The organism is Klebsiella sp. CN_Kp113 (assembly GCF_040064585.1).
Classification (GTDB): Bacteria; Pseudomonadota; Gammaproteobacteria; order Enterobacterales; family Enterobacteriaceae; genus Klebsiella; species Klebsiella michiganensis.
Genome location: NZ_JBEAID010000016.1, coordinates 79,735 through 103,560 on the forward strand (window position 1 = coordinate 79,735; position 23,826 = coordinate 103,560).

Genomic DNA, 23,826 nt, shown 5'->3' on the forward strand with positions numbered 1-23,826 from the left:
CATGAGGGCTTATCGGGTAAGGGTAATCGTGGCCGGAGATGGCTGTTCAAAGCCGCGTTCAAGGATCTCCAGATTCGTGAGAACGTCAGATTCCTTGACGAAATTTGGCTGACCGTTAACGAGGGTTTCATACAGCGAATCATAGACCCGCCCATAGTCGCCGGTTTCAAGCGGGATCTCTTCCCGTACGGTTTCGTCCGCCTCATTGACGTACTCCAGCAGACCAACCGTCTCGTCCGCGCCGAATCCCGGCTCGCCCGGCATAATATTGGCCTTCAGGCTGGTCTCCTGCTGGTCGATACCGTATTTAATAAACGACCCTTTATGACCATGGACGATGAATTTTGGATAGGGCAGCTTCACCAGATGGCTGGTTTTGACAATCGCCTTCAGGTTGCCGTAGAACAGCTGGGCCTCAAAGGTATCGTCCGGATTGGCCTTGTTGCGCAGGCTACGGATGTCGTAAGAGACATGGTCAGGGCGACCGAACAGGGAGATAATTTGGTCCAGGGTATGGACGCCCAGGCCGTAAAACGTGCCGTCCTGAGGCAGGCCGGGTTTCCCTCCATCTACCGGGCGATAGTTGTCAAAATGGTTTTCAATCTCGACGATCTCCCCCAGCTTTCCGCTCTCAATCACTTTCTTCGTGGTCAGGAAGCAGGAGTCGAAGCGACGATTCTGGTACGGCGTGACCGTTAATCCCTTGCTTTTCGCCAGGGCGAATAGCGTTTTTGCCTCGTCAAGGGTCGGGGTAAAGGGCTTTTCGACCAGCACATTTTTGCCCGCCTCCAGCGCCCTTTTGGCATAGGCAAAATGGCTGTCCGCATGGGTGCACACAATCACCAGCTTGACCTGCGGATCGTTAAGCACTTCGTCGAGGTCGCTGGTGAAGTGAATATGCGAGTATGCCGGTGCCTGTTCCTCCGGCTTTGCGCTGCGGCGAAAGATATGCGCCACGTGCCAGCGGTCTTTTCGGTGCAGGACATAGGGAAGATGGTAGCGGGTGGTGCTTTTGCCGAATCCAATAAATGCGCAGTGCAAAGTCATAACGCGGTCCTTTGTTAGGTCTCTGCTATTAACCATAGCGCAAGCTGGCTGCGAACTTAACCCCTTCAATAAGTGTGCCAAATTCTTAAATGTAAAAATTAACGCTCAAATTCATTGACCCTACGGCCTAAATTCTGGATAAGAGGGCCCTCGGGAAAAGAACGTTTTTTATCCAGCGCGTGGGAGCATGACGCCGCATCGCGCTCGCCGTTTCCCAAAACACGATGACTAAAGGAGTAGCCATCTCGTTCGTATGGAAAGCAAGTATATCGCCCTGAATAGCGCCCTTCTCTTTTGGCTGCTTGGCCTGATGGCCTGGTGCTGCGAATCCACGTATCTGGCCTGGCTATCGGGCTCTTTCTCCTTGTCATCCTTCGTTTTTCATTTTCAATATCATCGGATTAACCATATGTTTAAAAAGAATAAAAACGTTGAAGCGACGCCACAGACGGTGGCTACGCCGGTACTCAACAGCGCATCCCCGTTAGCCGTTTCCCGCAAACCTGCCGCCACGGTTATCGCCAGCGGCATCCGCTTTGACGGCAATATTATCGCCGAGGGAGATGTCGATATTTACGGTACCGTAAGCGGCAATATCGACGCCGAAGAGAGCCAGATTAAGATTATGGCCGGAGGCCTGGTCGAGGGAAATATCACCTGCCGCGAGCTGATTATCGACGGCTGCATCCTCGGCCAGTGCCGCAGCGAGACGATTGAAATCGATAAGAACGGCCAGGTCACCGGCACGTTGGCCTACCGCACGCTGGCCATTAACAAGGGCGGCGTTTTTTCCGGCCAGGCAGAGCTGCTGCCTGCGGCGGCAGATAAGAGCAACGTGGTGGGGTTTATCGCGGATACCGCGGCTGAAACCAAAAACAGAGCAGACAGACACGCCGCAGAAGCGGCGCAGTAGCGTCTTCGGGTGCAGGCTGAAAAAAAGCAAAAAAAAAGCCAGCACCCGGCTGGCTAAAGTAATACTGGAAGCAATGTGAGCAATGTCGTGCTTTCAGGCTTTCCGCAAGGGTCTCCCTGAATGCAGAGCAATAATAATCATTCTCATTCGCACTTGTCCACCTCTTTTTGCAAAAAATAGGCGTTGCTCCCTTTTTTAAAGTCAGCGATCTTTAAGGGGACGATTAACCTAAAAAGGAAAATGAAGAATGAGCGACATAGTGATACGTCACGCCGAGCCACGGGATGCTGAACCTTTACGCCAGATCACTGCGCATCCGGAGGTCTATCACGACACGCTACAGCTCCCTCATCCTTCTATGGAAATGTGGCAGGAACGCCTGCTACCGAAACCCGGTAGCCGTCATCTGGTCGCGACAATCGACGAACAGGTAGTGGGCCACCTCAGGCTCAGCATCGAACCCAGCCCTCGTCGCAGCCACGTGGCGACCTTTGGCGTCAGCGTTGCCGCGCAGGCGCACGGCCGTGGCGTAGGCAGCGCGCTGATGCGAGAGATGATTAATCTCTGTGATAACTGGCTGCGCGTCGATCGTATTGAATTAACCGTGTTTACGGACAACCCATCCGCGATGGCGCTTTACCGCAAATTTGGCTTTATTGTAGAAGGGACCGGCAAGCAATACGCCCTGCGCAACGGCGAATATGTCGATGCCTACTTTATGGCGCGGCTGAAGGGGTGACGCTCAACTAACCCTCTCCCGGCAGGGAGAGGGTCGGAGTGAGGGTAAACCTAATACCCTGCGGTTAAATCATCCGGGGAACGCGGATCGGATGCGCCGTACAGCGTGCCGTCCGGGCCAACCATAATACTCTGGGTGCTGCCCATCGCCTCTTTCACCGCCACTTTCTGCCCTTTGCTCTCCAGCAGCTTCAGCGTATCCGGGCTAAATCCCTTCTCTACACGCAGTTCGTCCGGCAGCCATTGATGATGGAAGCGCGGGGCGTTGGTGGCTTCCGCGACGTTCATTCCGAAATCAATGGTATTCACCACCATCTGCAGGACGGTGGTGATAATGCGGCTGCCGCCGGGGCTACCGGTCACCAGCCAGGTTTTGCCATCTTTCACCACAATCGTTGGCGACATCGACGACAGCGGACGTTTTTTCGGCTCGACGGCGTTGGCGTCACCGCCCACCAGCCCGTAGACGTTTGGCACGCCGGGTTTAGCTGAGAAATCATCCATCTGATTATTCAGCAGAATGCCGGAGTTCCCCGCCACGATGCCGGTTCCAAAGGTCGTATTCAGCGTATAGGTCACGGCAACGGCGTTACCGTCCTTATCCACCACCGAGAAATGGGTAGTCTGATTGCTTTCATACGGCGCCAGCTTACCGGGGCGAATCTGGCTCGACGGCTTCGCCTTATTGATATCAATCTGCTCAGCAATCGATTTGGCGTACGCTTTGCTGGTCAGCGCCTGCCACGGCACCTTGACGAAGTCCGGATCGCCAAGGTATTCCGAACGGTCGGCATAGGCGTGCTTTTCGGCTTCCGCCATCACCTGCATGGCGTCGGCGCTGCCGAAGCCGTACTTATGCATATCGAAGTTTTCGAGGATATTCAGGATCTGCACGATATGAATGCCCCCGGACGATGGGGGCGGCATTGAGAACACCTGATAGCCGCGATACTCGCCGCTCACCGGCGTACGTTCGACCGCCTTGTAATTCGCCAGATCCGCTTTGGTGATAAGCCCGCCGTTATTCTTCATCTCAGCGGCAATCTGGTCGGCAATCGCGCCTTTATAGAAGGCATCCGGCCCCAGCTCGGCAATCAGCTCCAGGCTTTTCCCCAGCTGTTTTTGCACCAGCTTATCGCCCTTTTTCAGCGGCTCGCCGTTTTTCCAGAAGATAGCCCGGCTGTTGGCATGGTCGGGGATCACTTCGCTGCCGTAGGTTTTCAGGTCGTCGGCCAGCGCATCATTTACCGTGAAGCCCTCTTCGGCCAGCTTAATCGCCGGGCGAATCACTTTGTTGAGCGGCATCGTGCCGTATTTTTCCAGCGCGAGGGAGAAGCCGGCGACGGTGCCCGGCGTGCCGGAAGCCAGATGCGAGGTCAGCGATTTCTTGCTGTCCGGGTTGCCCTGATCGTCGAGAAACATATCCCGGGTGGCCTGTTCCGGGGCCATCTCGCGGAAGTCGATCGCCGTGGTATTACCGTCTTTGGTTCGCAGCATCATAAACCCGCCGCCGCCGATATTACCGGCCTGCGGATGGGTGACCGCCAGCGCGTAGCCCACCGCCACGGCGGCATCGACCGCGTTGCCGCCCTGACGCAGAATATCCACGCCTACCTTCGTTGCCAGCGCGTCCACCGAGGCCACCATCCCCTGCTGAGCGCGGACCGGGTGAAATACATCTTCCTCTACGCCATAAGATACCGGCGGAGGGGCGGGATCTGCCGCGACGGTAAAACTGCCGCCCGCCAGCAACGCAGCGATGACCACCTGACGCCAGAGCGTTGTTTTTATCATTGTCATACTCCTGAATGATGTTTTTATTTACCCATAATCCTGGATGATAAGTCTTAAAAAATCATTGTTGCGCCGGAAAGGGAGTAAACTTAAGCGATCCCACGAAGTGAGGAGAGAACAATGAAAGCAATGTTATATCTGGCGGCGCTTCTGCCTCTGAGCGTCATGGCGCAGCCGATCAATATCGACAATAACCCCAATCAGCCGGGGTACGTGGTGCCCAGCCAGCAGCGGATGCAAAATCAGATGCAGACCCAGCAAATGCAGCAGCAAAACAATCTTAAGCAGAGTATTCAAAGCCAGTCGCGCGCGCAGCAGCAGCATCTTCAGACGCAGTTGAATAACGATCGGCAGCGGGTACAGCAGAATAACAATCTGACCCGTGAGCAGCCTCTCCCTAACACCAACGGTGGGATGCTGCAGCGCCAGACGACCCCGTAAGGGCCGCCTGACGCAGAAGCGGATTACGCCGGGAAGTTGGGGCCGATGACGTCAATCGCATCGGTGCAGATGCTGTCCACGCCCCAACGCAGCAGCTCGGCGGCGCGCTGCGGTTTGTTAACGGTATAGACCAGAATATGCAGGCCCGCGGCCTTCAGGCTCGCCACGCGCGCTTCATCCAGCAGCTTATGGTTGAGGTGAATAGAGACGCAGCCGAGACGCGCGGTCAGTTCGCGCCAGTCGTTGCGCCACTCATCCAGCAGCAGCCCGCGCGGCAGTTCGGGCACCGCCTCCTGCGCGGCTTCCAGCGCATCGACGTCAAACGATGAGAGCAGCGGCGGCGTCATCCCCTGCCACAGCTCACGCGCCGCCAGCGCCACCGCTTTACCGGTCAGCGGCCCGGTGCCGGTGGTCGGTTTAATTTCGATATTGGCCATCATGCCGTGCTGACGGCAGCGGTCGGCCACCTCGCTCAGCAGCGGCAGCGGCTCGCCTTTGAACTCGCCGCTGTACCAGCTGCCGGCATCCACTTTTAGCAGATCGTTCCACGCCAGTTCGCCCGCCACGCCCCAGCCGTTGCTGGTGCGTTCGAGATTGTCATCGTGCAGTAAAAAAATCTGCCCGTCTTTCGATAACTTAGCGTCAAACTCAATCATCGTATGGCCGTAACGAGCGCCGGTATCGATGGCCGCCAGGGTATTTTCCGGGGCCAGTTTACCGCCGCCGCGGTGGGCGACGATATGAGGATAAGGCCAGTGACTCATGCGCGTTGTCCTGTTTCACTATCAAAAAGATGCAGACTTTCCTGTGGCAGATGCAGCCACAGGGTGCTGCCCGCCTGCGGACGCTGCTGGTGCGGCAGCCGGACCACCAGCTTTTGCTCGCCCCAGCGCCCGTGGGCGAGGTTATCGGCACCTAAAATTTCCAGCGTATCCATCACCAGCGGTACGCCACCTTCCGCCTCGGAGCTTAATGCAAAATGTTCCGGACGGATACCCAGGGTCATCTTACGCCCGGCATAGCGGCGATGCTCGCTGTTGATGGGTAAAAGCATCCCGCCCTCAAGCTCGAAGCGGCTACCGTCGTCGCTGACCCGGCCTTCCAGCAGGTTCATTGCCGGGCTGCCGATAAAGCTCGCCACAAAGCGGCTGGCCGGTTTTTCGTAGACCTCGACCGGCGTACCAATCTGCTCGGCGATGCCTTTATTCATCACCATCACCCGCTGCGCGAGGGTCATGGCTTCCACCTGATCGTGCGTCACGTACAGCGAGGTGGTTTTCAGCCGACGGTGCAGCTGCTGCAGCTCCAGACGCATCTGCACGCGCAGTTTGGCATCGAGGTTGGAGAGCGGCTCATCAAACAGGAATACCGCCGGGTCGCGCACGATAGCCCGCCCCATCGCCACGCGCTGGCGCTGGCCGCCGGAGAGTTCGCGCGGACGGCGCTTCAGCAGGCCGTCCAGCTCCAGAATGCGCGCCGCTTCCTGGACGCGTTCGGCAATTAATCCTTTACCTAAACCGCGAATTTTCAGGCCCCACGCCATATTCTCTTCCACGCTCATATGCGGGTAGAGGGCGTAGTTCTGGAACACCATCGCAATACCGCGATCTTTCGGTTCCATTTCGGTGACGCGCTTGCGGTCGATCCAGATATCGCCGCTGGTGACCCGCTCCAGGCCCGCCACCATGCGCAGCAGGGTTGATTTTCCGCAGCCCGAGGGGCCCACCATCACAATAAATTCGCCGTCCGCGACGTCCAGCGTCAGCGGCTGGATCACCTGGGTTTTGCCATCCCAGCTTTTGGTTACTGCCTGTAGCTTAAGTCCTGCCATTTTATTTCTCACTATCCACTAGACCACGCACAAACGCGCGCTGCATGGCTAAAACGATGACAACCGGAGGAATCAGCGTGAGCAGCATCGCCGCCATCACCTGATTCCACTGCGTGGTACCCTGGCCGATGGCGATCATCCCTTTAATGCCCGCGACCGCCGTGCCGAGATTCACGTCGGTAATGATCAGCAGCGGCCACAGATACTGGTTCCAGCCGTAGATAAAGGTGATGACGAACAGCGCCGCCAGGTTGGTTTTCGACAGCGGCAGCACGATGTCGCGGAAGAAGCGCATCGGCGACGCGCCGTCGATACGTGCGGCCTCTATCAGCTCGTCCGGCAGGGTCATAAAGAACTGGCGGAACAGGAAGGTGGCGGTCGCCGAAGCCATCAGCGGCAGGGTGAGCCCGGCATAGCTGTCGAGCATTTTCAGGTTGGCGATCACTTCCACCGTCGGGAAAATACGCACCTCAACCGGCAGCATCAGCGTGATGAAGATCATCCAGAAGAACAGGTTGCGCAGCGGAAAACGAAACCAGACGATGGCGAAAGCGGAGAGCATCGAGACCGTAATTTTGCCCACCGTGATGCCGAAGGCCATGATGAAGCTGTTGAGCATCATCAGCCAGAACGGCGCGCTATTGGCCCCTACGCCGTTCACCCAGATAAACTTCATGTTTTCGAGCAGATGCCCGCCGGGAATCAGCGTCATCGGCGTATCAAAAACCGCTTTACTGTCCAGCGTCGCCGCGACAAAGGCGACATACAGCGGGAACAGAATGACCGCGATCCCTAAAATCAGCATGGTATGGCTGAAAATCGTCAGCCCGCGTCGATTCTCAATCATTGGTAGCGCACCTTTCGTTCAACGTAGCGGAACTGCACCACCGTCAGAATAATGACGAGGAACATCAGCACCACCGACTGGGCGGCGGAAGCGGAAAGGTCGAGCCCGGCAAAACCTTCACGGTAGATCTTATAAATCAGCGTTGTTGTCGCCTGAACCGGCCCGCCGCCGGTTGCGGCATCGATAACCGGGAAGGTATCAAAGAAGGCGTATACCAGGTTCACCACCAGCAGGAAGAAGCTCACCGGGGCGATCAGCGGCAGCGCCAGCCTGAAGAAGCGGCGAACCGGGCCGGCGCCGTCAATCGCGGCGGCTTCTACCAGCGAGCGGGGAATAGATTGCAGCGCGGCGAAGAAGAACAGGAAGTTGTAACTAATCTGCTTCCAGACCGAGGCGAAAACCACAAGGAACATCGCCTGACCGCTGTTCTGCGCGTGGTTCCAGTCGTAGCCCATCTCACCGAGGAGATGCGTAATCAGCCCGCGTCCGGGGTTGAACAAGAAGATCCATAGCACCGCCGCCACCGCGGGCGCAACGGCATAGGGCAGGAGCATCAGCGTCTGATAGAAGCGGCTGCCGCGCACCACGTAATCCACCAGCGCGGCGAAAAACAGCGAGATCAGCAGGCCGCTGACGGTAACCATCGTGCTGAACTTAATGGTGGTCCAGAAGGAGTCCAGGTAGTACGGGTCCTGGAAGAGGGCTAAAAAGTTATCCAGGCCAACAAACTGGCTGGAGAGCCCAAACGGATCGACGCTCTGCAGTGAATACCACAGCGCTTCGCCCGCGGGCCAGATAAAAAAGATGACGGTGATAACCAGCTGCGGCGCGACCAGCACATAGGGCAGCCAACGCGAGCGGAACACCGGACGGGATGATGACATAGTTAAACTCTGAGTTGGTTTCCCCTCATCCCGGCCCTCTCCCTAAACGGGCGAGGATGAAAAGACGGCTCCGGGCGATCCCCTCTCCCCGACGGGGAGAGGGTGAGGGGCTGGCTATAAGATTACGACCTGGTTGACTGCTCGAAACGGCGCAGCAGCTGATTACCGCGCTCAACCGCGGCGTCCAGCGCCTGCTGAGGCGTTTTCTTCCCGGTCCATACGCTTTCCAGTTCTTCATCCACGATGGTGCGAATCTGCGGCATATTGCCCAGGCGCAGGCCTTTGGTGAACGGCAGCGGCGGCTTGTTCAGCATCTGGCGCGTCGCGATATCGGCACCGGGGTTCTTATCATAGAAGCCCTGTTCGCGGGTCAGGTTGTAAGCGGCGGTGGTAATCGGCAGATAGCCGGTTTTCTGATGCCATTCGGCGGCGTTTTCCGGCTTAGTCAGGAAATCGAGGAATTTGGCGACGCCGGTATAGGTTTCTTTGTCTTTACCCTGCATCACCCACAGGCTGGCCCCGCCGATAATGGCGTTTTGCGGCGCGCCTTTCACGTCGGCGTCGTACGGCATCATCCCTACGCCATAGTTGAACTTCGCGTACTGGCGAATATCCGCGAGGGAGCCGGAAGAGGCGGTGGTAATGGCGCAGTCGCCGTTATAGAACTTCTCGGTGGATTCGTCTTTACGCCCGAAGTAGCTGAAGTCGCCTTTCTTGTTCAGTTCTTCGAGCAGAGCGATATGCTTCACCTGCTCCGGCTTGTTGAACTCCAGTACCGCATCGGTACCGTCGAAGCCGTTGTTTTTGGTCGCCACCGGCAGGCCGTGCCAGGCGCTGAAGTTTTCAATCTGAATCCAGCCCTGCCAGCCGCTGGCGTAGCCGCATTTCATCCCGGCAGCTTTCAGCTTTGCGGTATATGCCGCCAGATCCTGCCAGGTTTTCGGCGGCTGTTCCGGATCTAATCCGGCTTTTTTAAAGGCGTCTTTGTTGTAGTACAGCACCGGCGTGGAGCTGTTAAACGGCTGGGAGAGCAGATGGCCGGTTTTGGAGTCGGTGTAATAACCGGAAACGGTTGGCACGAACTGCGTTTCATCAAACTGAATGCCCGCATCGCTGAACACCTGATAGACCGGCTTAATCGCCTTCGAGGCCATCATCGTCGCGGTGCCGACTTCGTAAACCTGCAGAATAGCCGGGGCGTTGCCGGTACGGAAGGCGGCGATGCCGGCGCTCAGGCTCTGCTCATAGTTGCCTTTATACACCGGAACAATTTTGTAGTCCGGGTTGGCTGCGTTGAAACGTTGCGCCAGTGAATCAACTTCTTTCCCCAACTCCCCTTCCATCGAGTGCCAGAACGGGATAGTGGTTACCGCCAGGGCTTGTCCGGCAAATGCCAGGCTGAGCGCCAGTCCTAAAGCTGTATGTCGTAACGATATCATCGGTTATCTCTCTTGTTGTTCCGGATGCGCGATTTCACGCGTTTTATGTTCGCGGGGGTAACATGACATGCTCGAATGACAGAAAAATAACTATTGCATTACAAAAATATTACAATAAATTGGCAAAAACATGATGAAACGGTGAAAAAAAAGTGGCAGGGAAATGGCAAAGCGAAAAAGAGAGGCGGCGCAGGCTACAGATAAGCGGGGATCTGTAGTTAAATAGGGGGCGTTAAACAGCACTCTCCGGCGAGCCGTCATAAGGAAAAATATGAAGACGCTTCATAAACCTACCGAACGCGTTTTACTCATTCTGGAAACCTTAGCCAACGCGGACGGAATGACGCTTTCCGAGCTATCGCTCAAAACGGATATTTCAAAGGGAACCATTTTCCCGATCCTCAAATCGCTGCAGTACCGGAAATATATCAGCCACGACGATCGCAACGGCATATATACGCTGGGGATTTCGTGCGCGGTTCTGGCCAGCTCAACGGTGGAAAAAGAGTTCTGGCTGAAAACGATCAATAGCGAAATGCACGCGGTGGTCAATGAATGCAATGAAGTTTGCCAGCTCGGCATTCTGGATGACGCCTGGGTGCTCTATGTTGATAAAGTTCAGGGCGACCAAACCGTGCAGCTGGTCTCTAAGGTAGGGACTCGCCTTCCGGCAATCTGCTCTGCCCTGGGCAAGGCGCTGCTGCATAAGCACCGCGACGAAGAGATCCTGGAGCTCTATCCGCAGGGTTTTCCTTCCGTTACCGCCCGCAGCGTAACGAATATGGCTCAGCTTCGTCAGCAGCTGGAATGGGTCGCCGCCAACGGTTATGCCATGGACGATCGGGAAATCAACGACGATACCATCTGCTTTGCCGTCCCCCTGCTGCAGAAAGGCATTATTCTGGCGGCGATCAGCGTCTCATTGCCCTCTTTCCGCGCCAGCGATGAAAAAACGCAGCAGGTTATTCGCGCGTTAAAAGAGGCAAAGGGTCGTATCGAAAGCGTGCTGAATAAGCTGCCTGATATTAAAAATTACTGATTTATTCGCCAGCGGTGCCGTCGGAATTGTGATTTCCCACACAATACCGATATTTAATGATCCGCCGTGATGCCCATATCTTCTGCATAATTCCCTATTTATTCATTGATTTAATCAATTATCCATCCGCCTTTTACGCCATTTGACTTCACGTCGATGGCGTGTTTACTTATGCTTAATCGCAAATACAAACAGTGTTTGTATATACGAACAACAAAGAGGTTGAATATGCAAAGTCGTTACATCACCCCGGCAATAACGGTTTTTGATGAGCAGGGCAGGCTGGATCCTGACGGAAATTTTCGCCTGTACGATTTTATTAAAAGCAGCGTATCGGGATTTGTCGTCATGGGCAGTACCGGCGAGTTTTTCTCGCTGGATATGAAAACATCCCGTCAGATAATTCAAATGGCGGCAGAGTTCCCGCGCGAGGGAATAAAGGCCTATGCGGGTACCAGCCGCATGGATATTGACGAGTGCGTAGAGCTGGCAAACTATGCAGATGAGTGCGGGCTGGATGGCGTCATGATTATCAGCCCGTGGTACTTCCGCCTGACTGATGAAGGCATTTATACATTTTATAGCCAGATTGCCCGCCGCACCGCCGCCAAAATATTCATCTATAACTTTCCGGAGCGTACCGGCTATTCCGTCTCGCCGGAGGTCTGTTTACGACTCGCCAGCGAGTTCCAAAATATTGTCGGTCTTAAAGACACCATTCCGGACACCAATCACACGTCGCAGGTGATTCGCCAGGTAAAATCTGAACTACCGTATTTTGAAGTCTATGCCGGTTATGACAATAACTTCGCGCACAATGTCCTGGCGGGGGGCGATGGATGTATTGGCGGGTTATCCAATATTTGCCCTGAAATATTCCGCGACTGGATGCAGGCATTTAACGATAACGATGTGCAGCAAATTTCTCGGTATCAGCAAAAAGTGGATGGGTTAATGGATATTTACGCGGTTAACGATCCGTTCATTCCAACATTTAAAAAAGCGTTACAGCTGCGCGGAATTATTCAGTCCGACCGCTGCACGCCACCGTTTAGCTCGCTCGCCACCTGCCAGACCGAAAGTATTCTGCGGATACTTTCCCGCGCTGGTATTGAAATTAATGCCTGACCCCCACGCGGAGGTATTATGAAAACCATCACAGCTTACGACAATCCGGCCCTCAATTCCGCGATTACCAAATCATGGAAGCGCCTGGTGCCACTGATGTTTATTTTGTACTTCATCGCCTTTATCGACAGGGTGAACGTGGGATTCGCCAAAGAGGCGATGCAGGTGGATATTGGGCTCTCCAATTCCGCCTTCGCCCTCGGCGCGGGGATCTTTTTCGCCGCCTATGCGCTGTTTGGTATTCCCGCTAACCTGATTCTGAATAAAATCGGCGCGCAAAAATGGTTAAGCATCACCACCGCGCTGTGGGGCGTTCTCTCTGCCCTCACCGGACTGGTGCAGACGGAAACCCAGTTTATTGTTCTGCGCTTTTTACTGGGGTTAGGCGAAGCCGGTTTTTATCCCGGTATTCTGCTGCTGGCCTCAATCTACTTTCCCAATAAAGTTCGCGCCTCCGTCGTCGGTATCTTCGTGCTCGGCGTGCCGCTGGCATTAACCTTAGGCTCGCCCATCTCCGGGGCGCTTCTGGAAATGCACGGCTTCCTCGGCAAACCCGGCTGGTTCTGGATGTTCTTTATCGAAGGCATTCCGGCGGTCATCATGGGGATCTTTGCCTGGTTCTGGCTTGATGATACGCCGGCCAAAGCGCGATTCCTGAACGACGAAGAGAAAAAAGCGCTGATTGCTCAGCTTCAGCAGGAGCAGCGGCAGACGGAAACCAGTAGCGTCGGCACCGCCCTGAAAAGCCTGAAAGTCTGGCACCTGGCGCTGATCTACGGCACCATCCAGATCAGCGTTTACGGGCTGATGTTCTTCCTGCCTTCGCAAGTCGCCTCGCTAATGGGCTCCACCCTCGGCTTTAAGGAGTCGCTGGTTGCCGCCATTCCGTGGGCCTGCTCCGCCGTCGGCGTCTATTACATTCCGCGTCTGGCGGACAAAATGCCGGCCCGTCGGGTGCTGATTTCAGTCATCTGTATGCTGGCGGCGGCGCTGGGGCTGTTTGTTTCTGCCTGGTCCGGCCCGGTACTCGCCATTGCCGCGCTCTCGCTGTCGGCCATCGGCTTCCTCTCCGTGCAACCTATCTTCTGGACTTTCCCGGCGCAGATTGTGTCAGGCTCGGCGCTGGCCGCCAGTATCGGCTTTTGCACCACCATGGGCGCATTTTGCAGCTTCCTCGCGCCGCTGATTCGCGTTGAGGTCGATGCCTTCTTCGGCAACGATTCGGCGGGTCTGGTCGCCCTGTCGCTCATCACCGTCTGCTGCGCGCTGCTGATTGCCGCCCTTGCCGGCAGAAAAGCGACAAACGGCGTCGCGGTCCCCCATCACTAAGTCCTGATGCGCTTATAACAAAGGATAATGAACATGCAGACCATCTTAAAAATTGACCCTACCGATAACCTGATCGTTGCGCTGCAGGACTTACGCAAAGAGCAGCGGGTTCACTGGAACGATGAAGCCTACGTTCTGCGTAGCGATGTCAAAGCCAAACATAAATTCGCCACCGAGGATATTGCGCCCGGCGATATCGTGTCGCTGTACGGCGTTCCGGTCGGTAAAGCGACGCGCCCCATCACCCGCGGCGAAGCCATTACCACTGAGAATATCAAACACTACGCGGCCCCGGTTTCGCTTGACGACGTCGCGCCCTATGACTGGCAGCAGCCGGATGTTTCCGCCTGGCAGCAGCGGACTTTCAAGGGGATCGTGCGCGAAGATGGCCGGGTCGCCACCGCGAACTACTGGCTGGTCATTCCGCTGGTATTCTGTGAAAACCGCAACGTTCAGCGCGTCACCGATGCGCTGAACGACGCCCTCGGCTACGCCAATAACGGCCTGAAGAATTTTGCTCGCCAGGTAACGTCGGCGGGGGCATTAAACGATACCCGGCATCTGCCCTTCCCGCATCTTGACGGCATCCGCTGTATTACCGTCAATTCCGGCTGCGGCGGCGCCACCTCGGACAGCATGACGATGTGCGACGTGCTGGCCGCCTATTCCGATCATCCCAACGTTCTTGGCGTGACGGTTTTTGCCCTCGGCTGTGAAAAAGCGCGGATTGTTGATTTCAACGCCGCGCTGGCGAAGCGCAACCCGAATTTCAACAAACCGATTATTTACTTCAGACAGCAGGACTGGAGTAGCGAAGAAAAAATGATGCAGGATGCGTTGACTGAAACCTATAACGCGATCCGCGAAGCCCCCGTCGCCGAGCGGCAGGACGTCCCGCTCTCCCACCTCAAAATCGGCGTTAAGTGCGGCGCTTCTGACGGGTTCTCGGGGATCAGCGCTAACCCGGCGATGGGCGAAGTGTCGGATCGTCTTGTCGCCCTCGGCGGCGCGTCGGGGCTGGCGGAATTCCCCGAGCTGTGCGGCGCTGAAGGGGATATCGTGCAACGCTGCGCGACCCGCGAGCTGAAAGAGAAGTTTCTGTCGCTGATGAAAAACTATGAGCATGTCGCGAACTTCTTCGGCACCACCATCGCCGATAACCCCAGCCCGGGAAACATTGCCGATGGGCTGATCACTGACGCGATAAAATCCGCCGGCGCGGCGAAAAAAGGCGGCAGAGCGCCGGTAAGCGCGGTATGCGACTACGCCGAACCGATGGGAGAAAGCGGCCTTTCGCTGGTCTGCACGCCGGGCAACGATGTGGACGCGGTAACGGGCCTGGTCGCGGCGGGGTGCAACGTGGTGATCTTCTCAACCGGGTTAGGTACGCCGACGGGGAACCCTATCGTTCCGGTGCTTAAGGTTTCAACCAACTCCGCGCTGGCGAAAAAGATGCCGGATATTATCGATTATGACTGCGGGCCGATTATCGAAGGCACGCCGCTGGCGGACATCGCCGACGGCCTGTTTGAGAAAATCATCGCCACCGCCAGTGGGACCTGGCGCACCAAAGCGGATGCGCTCGAACAGTATGATTTTATGCTGTGGAAACGCTCTCTGGAGCTGTAGTAGCCAGGTAAAATGCCCGGCATCTGCCGGGCGTTTTGTCTTCACTACCCGCCCAGATAGGCGCTGCGTACCGCTTCATTCGCCAGCAGCGCGTCGCCGGTATCCTCAAGCACCACGTGGCCGTTTTCCAGCACGTAGCCGCGGTCGGCCAGCTTCAGCGCCTGGTTGGCGTTCTGTTCGACGAGGAAGATGGTCATTCCCTGCTCGCGCAGCTGTTCGATGGTATCGAAGATTTGCTGAATGATAATCGGCGCCAGACCGAGCGAAGGCTCATCCAGCAGCAGCAGGCGCGGCTGGCTCATCAGCGCGCGCCCGATAGCCAGCATCTGCTGCTCGCCGCCGGACATGGTGCCCGCCCGCTGAACCCGGCGCTCATGCAGGCGCGGAAACAGCTCATACACCCATTTGATGCGGGTCTGGAACTGATCGCGGTCGGCAAAAAAACCGCCCATCGCCAGGTTCTCTTCCACCGTCATCCGCGAGAAAACGCGGCGCCCTTCCGGCACGATCGCCACCGCTTCGCGCATGATTTTCGCCGTCTGCCAGTCGGTAATATCTTTACCGTCGAAAACCACGCGGCCGCTGGAGGCGCGCGGGTCGCCGCACAGGGTACCCAGCAGAGTAGTTTTTCCCGCGCCGTTGGCGCCAATCAGGGTGACAATCTCTCCCTGATTGATATGCAGACTGACGTTGTGCAGCGCCTGGATTTTGCCGTAATGCGCGCTGACGTTGTCAAAAGATAACATCACTTTTTCCATCTTATGCGTCACCACCATTATGCTTCACCTAAATAGGCGCGGATCACGTCCGGGTTGTTGCGGATCTCTTCCGGCGTACCGTTGGCCAGCGGCGTGCCCTGGTTTACCACGTAAATACGATCGGAAATGCCCATCACCAGCTTCATATCGTGCTCAATCAGCAGGATGGTGGTGTTGTGATGGCTGCGCAGCTCGACGATTAGCTCGTCCAGCTCTTTGGTCTCTTTCGGGTTTAGCCCCGCCGCGGGCTCATCCAGCATCAGGATTTCCGGCTGGGTCACCATACAGCGGGCAATCTCCAGACGGCGCTGGTCGCCGTAGGCCAGGTTACTGGCCTGCCGGTTGGCGTGCTCAAGCAGGCCAATACGTTCAAGCCAGGTCGCGGCGCGGTCCAGCGCTTCGCTCTGGGCGCGGCGGAAGGACGGCGTCTTCAGCAGTCCGGAGAAAACCCCGGTTTTCAGCTGCTGATGCTGCGCCACCAGCAGGTTTTCAATCACCGTCATTTCGCGGAACAGACGCACGTGCTGGAACGTTCGCACTACGCCCATACGGGCAATCTGCTGGCCCGGCAGCCCTTCCAGATGCTGGTCGCGCAGCATAATGGTACCGCCGGTTGGCTTATAGAAACCGGTCAGACAGTTAAAAACGGTGGTTTTGCCCGCGCCGTTAGGGCCGATAAGCGAAACGATTTCCCGCTCGCGCAGCTCCAGCGACACGTTGTTGACCGCCAGCAGGCCGCCAAAACGCATCATCAGACCGTTTACGGATAATAATGGCTGACTCATGCCTGCTCTCCTTCTTTGGCCTGCCCATTTTTCAGCTTCAGCTGCGGACGGGTCATCGGCAGAAGCCCCTGCGGACGCCAGATCATCATCAGTACCATCAGCGCACCCAGCATCAGCATGCTGTATTCATTGAAATCACGCATCAGCTCGCGCGAGACCACCAGCAGAACCGCCGCCAGGATCACCGCGAACTGGGAGCCCATACCGCCGAGAACCACAATCGCCAGCACAAAGGCCGACTCGGCGAAGGTAAAGGATTCCGGGCTGACGAAGCCCTGACGGGCGGCGAACAGAGTGCCGGCAAAACCGGCAAACGCGGCGCTAATGGTAAAGGCGGTCAGCTTGATGCGCGTCGGGCTGAGGCCCAGCGAGCGGCAGGCAATCTCATCTTCACGCAGCGCTTCCCACGCGCGGCCCAGCGGCATACGCAGCAGGCGGTTAATCACGAACAGACTTAACACCACCAGCAGCAGAGCGACCAGGTAGAGGAAAATCACGCGATCGGAGGGATCGTACTTCACGCCGAAGAAGTTGCTGAACGTATCCCAGCCGCCTTCGCGGGCGCTGCGGCTGAATTCAAGGCCGAACAGCGTCGGTTTCGGGATCTGGCTGATGCCGTTCGGGCCACCGGTTATTTCGGTGTTGTTAAGCAGCAGGATGCGCACGATTTCGCCAAAGCCAAGCGTGACAATCGCCAGATAGTCGCCGCGCAGGCGCAGGACCGGGAAGCCAAGCAGGAAGCCCGCCGCCGCCGACACCAGCCCCGCCAGCGGCAGGCAGGTCCAGAAGCCCAGACCGTAATAGTGGTTCAGCAGCGCGAAGGTATAGGCGCCGATGGCATAAAAGCCGCCGTATCCCAGCACCAGCAGGCCGGAAAGCCCCACCACCACGTTAAGGCCCAGGCCGAGGATGATATAGATCATCGTCAGGGTAGCGATATCCACCGTCCCGCGCGACACCATAAACGGCCACGCCACGGCGATAACCAGCAGGGCGATCAGGAACAGCTTCTGTTTTACCGTCGAACCGTCGATAGCCGGCAGAATAAACTTCGGCCCGGAGACGTTCTTCATGGTTTTCTGGAAAATGGGACGCAGCAGCTGGAAGAAGAAGACCACCGCGGTACCGATATAGATCCACTGCCAGCGGATATCGGCGGCGGTATCCACCACCAGCTTCGTGCCGTCAAGCTCCAGCTGCACGCCCATAAAGACGCCCGCCAGGATAAAGAACATCACCGCGGACAGCAGCGCCATCGCAAAATGCATCGGTTTCATACTTTTTCTACCTCCGGACGGCCCAGGATACCGGTAGGCATCACCAGCAGAACCAGGATCAGCAGCGCGAAGGAGACCACGTCTTTATATTCCGTACTGAGATAGGCAGAAGAGAGCGCTTCGGCGATACCGAGGATCAGCCCGCCGATCATCGCCCCGGGAATGCTGCCGATGCCGCCCAACACCGCGGCGGTGAAGGCCTTCATCCCGGCCATAAAGCCGATGTACGGGTTGATTACGCCGTAGAACTGACCGAGCAGAACGCCGGCAACCGCCGCCATTGCCGCGCCGATCACAAACGTCAGCGCAATCACCCGGTCGGTGTTGATGCCGAGCAGGCTGGCCATTTTCAGGTCTTCAGCGCAGGCGCGGCAGGCGCGCCCCATGCGGGAATAGCGGATAAACAGCGTCAGCGCCAGCATGGCGATAAACGTCACCACCCAGATAACCAGCTGCATGGTGGTGATAGTAGCGGTGAAGTTATCGCTGCTGCCTACCGTCCACTGGCCGTTGAACAGGCTCGGCAGCGCGACATCGCGCGAACCTTCCGTCAGGCTGACGTAGTTTTGCAGGAAGATGGACATCCCGATGGCGGAGATCAGCGCAATCAGGCGTTTTGAGCTGCGCACCGGCCGATAGGCCACGCGTTCGATACTCCAGCCGTAGGCGCTGGCAATCACGATAGCGCCGACGAATCCGGCGGCAACCAGCAGCCAGCTGGTATCGATACCCATCATCATCAGGGCGGCAATGATCATGAAGGAGACGTAGCTGCCAATCATATAGACCTCGCCGTGGGCGAAGTTGATCATGCCGATAATGCCGTACACCATGGTATAGCCGATGGCAATCAGCGCATAGGTGCTTCCCAGCGTGACGCCGTTAAACATCTGCTGCAGAAAATAGAGAAACTGCTCGGACATAAGGTAACCTTTTTCTACCCGCCCGCTTTGCACGGGCGGTGGGATAACTTGTCTTATGGCTTATTTCGCGAGGGTGGATGACCCGTCCGCGTGCCACTGGAAGACACCAAATTCAAATCCCTTCAAATCGCCTTTTTCGTCCCAATTCAGCGGCCCAATCACGGTTTTCGCGCCGTGAGCTTTTAGATCTTTGATTAAATCCAGCGGCTCCTGGCTTCCGGCCCGGTCCATCGCCTGCGCCAGCGACTGCACGGCGGCGTAGGTGATCCAGACATACGGACCACTCGGGTCTTTCTTCTCGGCTTTGAGCGCGTCAACGATAGCGCTGTTGGCCGGGTCCTGGTCATAGCGTTTTGGCATCGTCACCAGCATGCCTTCCGCCGCATCGCCCGCGATGTTGGACAGCGACGCGTTACCCACGCCTTCCGGGCCCATAAACACGGTTTTCAGGCCCACGGAGCGCGCCTGGCGCAGCATCTGGCCCATTTCCGGGTAGTAGCCGCCGTAGTAAACGAAGTCGATATTCTCTTTTTTCAGGCGCGCCAGCAGCGCGGAGAAGTCTTTTTCACCGGCGGTAATGCCGTCGAAGAAGACGATATTCGCGCCGCCTTTTTTCAGGCTCTCCTGGACAGAACGCGCAAGGCCTTCGCCGTACTGCTGCTTATCATGAATGATAGCAATACGCTGCGGCTTGACGGTTTCCATGATGTATTTTGCGGCGGTTGGCCCCTGCGAAGAGTCCAGACCGGCGGTACGCATGATGTACTGATAGCCGCGCTGGGTCAGCTCCGGGTTGGTCGCGCCCGGGGAGATCATCAGAATGCCTTCATCTTCATAGATATCGGATGCCGGCTGGGTGGAAGAAGAGCAGAGGTGGCCGATAACGTACTGAATGCCGTCATTGACGATTTTGTTCGCCACCGCAACGGCCTGTTTCGGGTCGCAGGCGTCATCGTACTCCACGGCAACCAGCTTATCGCCCTTGATGCCGCCCTGGGCATTAATATCTTTGATCGCCTGGCGCGCGCCGTTGAATTCCATATCGCCCCACTGGGCTACCGGGCCAGACATCGCGCCAACAACGGCGACCTTAATATCTTTGGCAAAAGCCGCCTGGGACATCGCCAGTGCGACTAACCCCGCGATAACCGTTTTCGCGTTCCTTTTCATGCTGCAGAACCCCGTTCGTGATGTGGTGTAAATATTTTGTATTTTTATGGTTAAAAAGCATTCTGTACTTTTATTAAACAACGCTACTTTTACCATTATCTTTAATGGTTTAGCGAGGTTTTTTGCCTGAATACAGAGTAAAATCTCTATTTTTCAGGCGATTAAGCAAAGATAATATTCTGTATTTGCTGGAAGATAAACAAAAAAAGTCCAGTAAACAGCATAAAATAACGATACATAAGGCGGAATAAAACGCTACATTTTAGGTTAAAATTCTGCTTATTTTTCGATCCATGATGAATTGCTCTACCCTGCTCCTTCCAGGAAAACGAATCCCCTGATGAACAGGCAAAAAACGGCGCTCCGCCTGGCGGGGAATTTGGATACACTAACGCCTCTGTTTTGACTGGACCCTCGCGTATGAAACTGACCATTATTCGTTTACAGCACTTCAGCGATCAGGATCGCATCGACTTAGGTAAAATCTGGCCGTCGCAGGATCTTGCGGCACTGGCTCTGGATGAAAGCCATCGTATTTATGCCGCCCGCTTCAATGAACGCCTGCTGGCCGCGGTTCGCGTGACGCTAAACGGCGTTGAGGGCGAACTCAGCGCGCTGTGCGTGCGTGAAGTGACCCGCCGTCGCGGCGTCGGACAGTATTTAGTGGAAGAGGTGCTAAGGGATAATCCAGAGATCGGCAGCTGGCGCATCGCGGATGCCGACGTGGAAGACCGCGGCGTGATGGCGGCGTTTATGCAGGCGCTGGGCTTTAACGCGCAAACCGGCGGTTGGGTAAAAAAGCAATAAATCGGCGAAAGAAGGCTGAACATTCCCGGATTGCGGCGTAACGCCTTATCCGGGCTACAAAAAACCAGACCGCACCAGCCTGTAGCCCGGGTAAGCGCAGCGCGACCCGGGAAGAAACCGAACCAATGCATCAACCCCGGCGCATTCCCCGGGTTGCGGCGTAACGCCTTACCCGGGCTACCGACTAAAAAAGGCAACGTACGTTGCCTTTTTGCTTTTACCTTTCTCCTCGCCTATGCGAAGAGGCAAGGATCAACTGATTTAACCAAGAATTTCGCGTTGCAGAAAGGCGTCAAGACCCGAAATCCCCGGGAGCTTACATCAGTAAGTGACCGGGGTTGAGGGACGCAGACAACGCATCTGCGGCGTGAAAGGCGCAGGTTAAATTATTTGGCGTCGGTCGCCGTACCATTAGCATGCCAGGTAAACACGCCGAACTCGAAGCCCTTCAGATCGCCCTTCTCGTTCCAGGTGAGCGGCCCCATTACGGTGTCGACCGTTGCGCCCTTCAGGTATTTAGCGATTTCAGCCGGATCTTCAGACTGATTCAGGCCTGCTTGCAGCGACTGCAGCGCGGCATAGGTGGTCCACACGAACGCGCCGCTTGGATCCTGTTTCTTCGCTTTGATCGCATCCACAATCGGTTTGTTCGCCGGAACCTGGTCGTAGTTCTTCGGCTTGGTGACCAGCATACCTTCCGCAGAAGCGCCCGCGATGTTAGACAGCGACACGTTCGCTACCCCTTCCGGCCCCATAAACTGCGTTTTCAGGCCAGCGGCGCGAGACTGACGCAGGATCTGCCCCATCTCCGGGTGATAGCCGCCGTAGTAAACGAAGTCGATATTCTCTTTTTTCAGACGCGCCACCAGGGTAGAGAAGTCTTTCTCGCCGGCGGTGATGCCATCAAAGAACACCACGTTGGCGCCGCCCTTCTTCAGGTTGTCCTGTACCGCGCGGGCCAGGCCCTCGCCATACTGCTGTTTGTCGTGGACAATCGCGATGCGCTGCGGCTTCACTTTTTCCAGGATATATTTGGCAGCGGTTGGCCCCTGATCGGAGTCCAGACCGGTGGTGCGCAGAATCAGATGATAGCCGCGAGCCGTCAGCTCCGGCGCGGTGGCCGCCGGGGTGATCATCAGCACGCCTTCATCTTCATAGATATCAGACGCCGGCTGGGTGGAAGAAGAGCACAGGTGACCGATAACGTATTTGATACCGTCGTTAATCACTTTGTTAGCGACGGCAACCGCTTGTTTCGGGTCACAGGCGTCGTCGTATTTTACCATCTGCAGCTTATTGCCTTTGATACCGCCTTTGGCGTTGATATCGGCAATGGCCTGCTCTGCGCCAGTAAACTCCTGGTCACCGTACTGCGCTACCGGACCGGACATCGCGCCAACAACGGCGACTTTGATATCTTCGGCCATTGCCGTACCGCTCATGATTAAGGCAATACATCCTGCCAGTAACGCTTTACCCTTCATATTCATCCTGAGGCTCCCCATTATTATGGTTTTTGCATTTGTTGTGATGTTGTTTATTAGCGCATTATTCTAATTAGACACATAAGAAAAGCATATGATAGTTAGATTAGGGTCTGCCGCCTGCGCTTTTGCAGCACACTATGCTAAACATACCGTCATTCAGGAGAATTGGAAACGATAAAATTGCGGAGTATGTAACAGATAAGTGACAAATAAAAACCCGCGCCGGAATAAACCGAACGCGGGGGCATGAGCAACGCGACTACCAGCCCGCAGGCAGGTAGCCAAAGGCCGAAGCGATGGCGTAGGCGGCGCTGCAAAGATAGAGCAATACGATGAAGATCTGGATTAAGGGATGCGTGATTAGCGCCGGGCAGGTCCAGCCGGGGGTGATGTCACCCTGCCGACGCGAGCCTTTGAGGATCAGGATCGGCATGATAGATAAAATCACCCCGCTAAATACCCCGGCAAAATAGAGCGCGTTCACGAAGGACACCATCCCGCTATAGGCCAGAATAAAAGGCGGCACGGCGACCACTAACAGCACCTTAAAGCGTTTGAACGGCTGCTCGTCGTTGCCCAGGCGAAACTGATCGAAAATATTGGTCAGGAAGCTTCCGCCCAGCCCCCAATAGGAGGTCAGCATCGCGCAGAGCGCAAAAAGATTTGCCGAGAAGAAAGCCCACTCGCCGAGCGCCCTGCCCCAGGAAATGGTTGCCACATCAGAAATATTATCCAGCCCGCTTAATGCAATCACCGAAAGCGGGACCAGCGCCAGCAGGCAAAAGGTTAATAACATCCCCACCATAATGGCCTTCGGCAGCTTCTCCGGTTTATCGGCGAAGCCGCGCGCCATCTCCGGCACGATATACTGCGCGGAGAAACAAAACGCGACAACGTTAAATACCGGCACCATATACAGCCAGTTGCCGTCCAGCAAATAACCGACGCTGGCGGTCTCTTTCAGCAACGTCGCGGCAACCAAAATGGTTATCATAACGACCATGCCGATACTGATGAATTTCTCACCCCGGCCAATCGCCTTCAGGCCAAGATAAAGCACCCCGGCCGCCGGAATAAAAAACAGCGCGCTGCCCAGGGCCGGCGAGATGCCGAATAACGAATGCAGGAGTTTACCGCTGCCGGTCATATAAGCCGTCAGCGCGCCGACGCTGTTGACGCAAACGGAGAGGAACATCATCAGCGCGCCAAAGCGGCCGACGTAGCGCTGCGACAGGCCGCTAAGCTGCAGATGCTTACGCGTGCGCAGCGTCGATTCCGCCACGTAGAGCATGGTGATGGTCGTCAGGCTACCGACCACAATCAGCCAAAACAGCAGCGGCAGAAAGCCCGCTTTGCTGGAGGCATAGGCGATGGATAGCACCCCAGCGCCGATATTGGTGCCGACGATCATCGACACGCCTTCAATGAAACTGAGGGATTTTGCAGGTACAGCGGTACGCTCCCGGCTCGTCAGAGCCGGAGAAAAGGTGGAGTTGTCAGACATAATATTTAATGAGATGGTCACTCCCTCCTTCCCGGTACTATGCTGAGGACAGGCTT

Annotated in this window: 22 protein-coding genes; 8 read left to right on the forward strand and 14 right to left on the reverse strand. The window is 56.3% G+C overall.

What is annotated here, in order from left to right; all coding sequences use genetic code 11:
• Window positions 1–9: 9 nt before the first annotated feature.
• Complete coding sequence (locus tag ABLV30_RS08365; RefSeq protein WP_265801984.1) at window positions 10–1,047, reverse strand: oxidoreductase; 1,038 nt, start codon at window positions 1,045–1,047, stop codon at window positions 10–12.
• Window positions 1,048–1,300: 253 nt separating this feature from the next.
• On the opposite strand from ABLV30_RS08365, the gene ABLV30_RS08370 reads away from it, so the two are divergent.
• Entirely contained in the window at window positions 1,301–1,960 is a 660-nt protein-coding gene (locus tag ABLV30_RS08370; RefSeq protein WP_032751565.1) for a polymer-forming cytoskeletal protein, read from the forward strand.
• Between the two features lie 247 nt (window positions 1,961–2,207).
• Window positions 2,208–2,699 carry an N-acetyltransferase gene (gene yhhY, locus ABLV30_RS08375; protein ID WP_025107856.1) on the forward strand — a complete coding sequence of 164 codons (492 nt, stop codon included), beginning with the start codon at window positions 2,208–2,210 and terminating at the stop codon, window positions 2,697–2,699.
• A 50-nt stretch (window positions 2,700–2,749) separates the two neighbouring features.
• Here the strand turns inward: yhhY and ggt are convergent, their stop codons facing one another.
• Complete coding sequence (gene ggt, locus ABLV30_RS08380) at window positions 2,750–4,492, reverse strand: gamma-glutamyltransferase (RefSeq protein WP_032694233.1); 1,743 nt, start codon at window positions 4,490–4,492, stop codon at window positions 2,750–2,752.
• A gap of 120 nt (window positions 4,493–4,612) precedes the next feature.
• Between ggt and ABLV30_RS08385 the strand changes: the two genes are divergently transcribed.
• A complete protein-coding gene (locus ABLV30_RS08385; RefSeq protein WP_014227081.1) occupies window positions 4,613–4,933 on the forward strand; it encodes a DUF2756 family protein in 321 nt (106 codons plus the stop codon).
• 23 nt (window positions 4,934–4,956) lie between these two features.
• On the opposite strand, the gene ugpQ is transcribed toward ABLV30_RS08385, so the two are convergent.
• The 5 genes from ugpQ to ugpB form a co-directional block, all read right to left on the reverse strand.
• Window positions 4,957–5,697, reverse strand: a complete 741-nt coding sequence (ugpQ, locus tag ABLV30_RS08390) for a glycerophosphodiester phosphodiesterase (RefSeq protein ID WP_014227082.1) — start codon at window positions 5,695–5,697, stop codon at window positions 4,957–4,959.
• A complete protein-coding gene (locus ABLV30_RS08395) occupies window positions 5,694–6,764 on the reverse strand; it encodes a sn-glycerol-3-phosphate import ATP-binding protein UgpC (RefSeq protein ID WP_025107858.1) in 1,071 nt (356 codons plus the stop codon). The genes ugpQ and ABLV30_RS08395 overlap by 4 nt, the downstream gene beginning before the upstream one ends.
• 1 nt (window position 6,765) lies before the next feature.
• Window positions 6,766–7,611, reverse strand: coding sequence for a sn-glycerol-3-phosphate ABC transporter permease UgpE (ugpE, locus tag ABLV30_RS08400; protein WP_004116045.1), 846 nt, complete (start codon window positions 7,609–7,611; stop codon window positions 6,766–6,768).
• Entirely contained in the window at window positions 7,608–8,495 is an 888-nt protein-coding gene (ugpA, locus tag ABLV30_RS08405) for a sn-glycerol-3-phosphate ABC transporter permease UgpA (protein ID WP_004126134.1), read from the reverse strand. Before ugpA ends, ugpE begins: the two co-directional genes overlap by 4 nt.
• 122 nt (window positions 8,496–8,617) lie before the next feature.
• Window positions 8,618–9,934, reverse strand: coding sequence for a sn-glycerol-3-phosphate ABC transporter substrate-binding protein UgpB (ugpB, locus tag ABLV30_RS08410; protein ID WP_004855028.1), 1,317 nt, complete (start codon window positions 9,932–9,934; stop codon window positions 8,618–8,620).
• 271 nt (window positions 9,935–10,205) lie between these two features.
• On the opposite strand from ugpB, the gene ABLV30_RS08415 reads away from it, so the two are divergent.
• The 4 genes from ABLV30_RS08415 (at window position 10,206) to ABLV30_RS08430 (ending at window position 15,059) form a co-directional block, all read left to right on the forward strand.
• The gene (locus tag ABLV30_RS08415; protein WP_014839703.1) at window positions 10,206–10,973 is read left to right on the forward strand and encodes an IclR family transcriptional regulator; all 768 of its coding nucleotides are present in this window, start codon (window positions 10,206–10,208) and stop codon (window positions 10,971–10,973) included.
• Between the two features lie 228 nt (window positions 10,974–11,201).
• Window positions 11,202–12,101 (forward strand): dihydrodipicolinate synthase family protein, encoded by a 900-nt coding sequence (locus ABLV30_RS08420; protein WP_265801987.1) that lies wholly within the window; start codon window positions 11,202–11,204, stop codon window positions 12,099–12,101.
• An 18-nt stretch (window positions 12,102–12,119) separates the two neighbouring features.
• Window positions 12,120–13,430, forward strand: a complete 1,311-nt coding sequence (locus ABLV30_RS08425) for an MFS transporter (protein WP_009654269.1) — start codon at window positions 12,120–12,122, stop codon at window positions 13,428–13,430.
• A gap of 33 nt (window positions 13,431–13,463) precedes the next feature.
• Entirely contained in the window at window positions 13,464–15,059 is a 1,596-nt protein-coding gene (locus tag ABLV30_RS08430; RefSeq protein ID WP_014839706.1) for an altronate dehydratase family protein, read from the forward strand.
• A 44-nt stretch (window positions 15,060–15,103) separates the two neighbouring features.
• Here ABLV30_RS08430 and livF read toward each other — a convergent pair whose 3' ends face one another.
• Genes livF through livK form a run of 5 tightly spaced genes read right to left on the reverse strand, consistent with a single transcriptional unit; the run spans window position 15,104 to window position 19,972 of the window.
• Complete coding sequence (livF, locus tag ABLV30_RS08435; protein ID WP_004126158.1) at window positions 15,104–15,817, reverse strand: high-affinity branched-chain amino acid ABC transporter ATP-binding protein LivF; 714 nt, start codon at window positions 15,815–15,817, stop codon at window positions 15,104–15,106.
• A gap of 17 nt (window positions 15,818–15,834) precedes the next feature.
• Window positions 15,835–16,602, reverse strand: a complete 768-nt coding sequence (gene livG, locus ABLV30_RS08440; protein WP_004855045.1) for a high-affinity branched-chain amino acid ABC transporter ATP-binding protein LivG — start codon at window positions 16,600–16,602, stop codon at window positions 15,835–15,837.
• A complete protein-coding gene (livM, locus tag ABLV30_RS08445) occupies window positions 16,599–17,879 on the reverse strand; it encodes a branched chain amino acid ABC transporter permease LivM (RefSeq protein ID WP_025107864.1) in 1,281 nt (426 codons plus the stop codon). Before livM ends, livG begins: the two co-directional genes overlap by 4 nt.
• Complete coding sequence (livH, locus tag ABLV30_RS08450) at window positions 17,876–18,802, reverse strand: high-affinity branched-chain amino acid ABC transporter permease LivH (protein ID WP_014227088.1); 927 nt, start codon at window positions 18,800–18,802, stop codon at window positions 17,876–17,878. The genes livM and livH overlap by 4 nt, the downstream gene beginning before the upstream one ends.
• 60 nt (window positions 18,803–18,862) lie before the next feature.
• Window positions 18,863–19,972 carry a high-affinity branched-chain amino acid ABC transporter substrate-binding protein LivK gene (livK, locus tag ABLV30_RS08455; protein WP_014227089.1) on the reverse strand — a complete coding sequence of 370 codons (1,110 nt, stop codon included), beginning with the start codon at window positions 19,970–19,972 and terminating at the stop codon, window positions 18,863–18,865.
• A 420-nt stretch (window positions 19,973–20,392) separates the two neighbouring features.
• Between livK and panM the strand changes: the two genes are divergently transcribed.
• Complete coding sequence (gene panM / locus ABLV30_RS08460) at window positions 20,393–20,779, forward strand: aspartate 1-decarboxylase autocleavage activator PanM (RefSeq protein ID WP_025107865.1); 387 nt, start codon at window positions 20,393–20,395, stop codon at window positions 20,777–20,779.
• A gap of 386 nt (window positions 20,780–21,165) precedes the next feature.
• Here panM and livJ read toward each other — a convergent pair whose 3' ends face one another.
• Together livJ and ABLV30_RS08470 are read right to left on the reverse strand one after the other, a co-directional pair.
• Entirely contained in the window at window positions 21,166–22,269 is a 1,104-nt protein-coding gene (gene livJ, locus ABLV30_RS08465; RefSeq protein ID WP_004133032.1) for a branched chain amino acid ABC transporter substrate-binding protein LivJ, read from the reverse strand.
• 256 nt (window positions 22,270–22,525) lie between these two features.
• Window positions 22,526–23,770 (reverse strand): amino acid permease, encoded by a 1,245-nt coding sequence (locus tag ABLV30_RS08470; RefSeq protein ID WP_014227092.1) that lies wholly within the window; start codon window positions 23,768–23,770, stop codon window positions 22,526–22,528.
• Window positions 23,771–23,826 lie beyond the last annotated feature (56 nt).

Coding starts and splice junctions, on each gene's coding strand:
- ABLV30_RS08395 (WP_025107858.1), bottom strand. CDS start 6,764: ATGGCAGGACTTAAGCTACAGGCAGTAACCAAAAGCTGGGATGGCAAA.
- ABLV30_RS08385 (WP_014227081.1), top strand. CDS start 4,613: ATGAAAGCAATGTTATATCTGGCGGCGCTTCTGCCTCTGAGCGTCATG.
- livJ (WP_004133032.1), bottom strand. CDS start 22,269: ATGAATATGAAGGGTAAAGCGTTACTGGCAGGATGTATTGCCTTAATC.
- ABLV30_RS08365 (WP_265801984.1), bottom strand. CDS start 1,047: ATGACTTTGCACTGCGCATTTATTGGATTCGGCAAAAGCACCACCCGC.
- ABLV30_RS08370 (WP_032751565.1), top strand. CDS start 1,301: ATGGAAAGCAAGTATATCGCCCTGAATAGCGCCCTTCTCTTTTGGCTG.
- livH (WP_014227088.1), bottom strand. CDS start 18,802: ATGTCCGAGCAGTTTCTCTATTTTCTGCAGCAGATGTTTAACGGCGTC.
- panM (WP_025107865.1), top strand. CDS start 20,393: ATGAAACTGACCATTATTCGTTTACAGCACTTCAGCGATCAGGATCGC.
- ABLV30_RS08430 (WP_014839706.1), top strand. CDS start 13,464: ATGCAGACCATCTTAAAAATTGACCCTACCGATAACCTGATCGTTGCG.
- ugpQ (WP_014227082.1), bottom strand. CDS start 5,697: ATGAGTCACTGGCCTTATCCTCATATCGTCGCCCACCGCGGCGGCGGT.
- ABLV30_RS08425 (WP_009654269.1), top strand. CDS start 12,120: ATGAAAACCATCACAGCTTACGACAATCCGGCCCTCAATTCCGCGATT.
- yhhY (WP_025107856.1), top strand. CDS start 2,208: ATGAGCGACATAGTGATACGTCACGCCGAGCCACGGGATGCTGAACCT.
- ABLV30_RS08415 (WP_014839703.1), top strand. CDS start 10,206: ATGAAGACGCTTCATAAACCTACCGAACGCGTTTTACTCATTCTGGAA.
- livF (WP_004126158.1), bottom strand. CDS start 15,817: ATGGAAAAAGTGATGTTATCTTTTGACAACGTCAGCGCGCATTACGGC.
- livK (WP_014227089.1), bottom strand. CDS start 19,972: ATGAAAAGGAACGCGAAAACGGTTATCGCGGGGTTAGTCGCACTGGCG.
- ugpE (WP_004116045.1), bottom strand. CDS start 7,611: ATGATTGAGAATCGACGCGGGCTGACGATTTTCAGCCATACCATGCTG.
- livM (WP_025107864.1), bottom strand. CDS start 17,879: ATGAAACCGATGCATTTTGCGATGGCGCTGCTGTCCGCGGTGATGTTC.
- ugpB (WP_004855028.1), bottom strand. CDS start 9,934: ATGATATCGTTACGACATACAGCTTTAGGACTGGCGCTCAGCCTGGCA.
- ABLV30_RS08470 (WP_014227092.1), bottom strand. CDS start 23,770: ATGTCTGACAACTCCACCTTTTCTCCGGCTCTGACGAGCCGGGAGCGT.
- livG (WP_004855045.1), bottom strand. CDS start 16,602: ATGAGTCAGCCATTATTATCCGTAAACGGTCTGATGATGCGTTTTGGC.
- ABLV30_RS08420 (WP_265801987.1), top strand. CDS start 11,202: ATGCAAAGTCGTTACATCACCCCGGCAATAACGGTTTTTGATGAGCAG.
- ugpA (WP_004126134.1), bottom strand. CDS start 8,495: ATGTCATCATCCCGTCCGGTGTTCCGCTCGCGTTGGCTGCCCTATGTG.
- ggt (WP_032694233.1), bottom strand. CDS start 4,492: ATGATAAAAACAACGCTCTGGCGTCAGGTGGTCATCGCTGCGTTGCTG.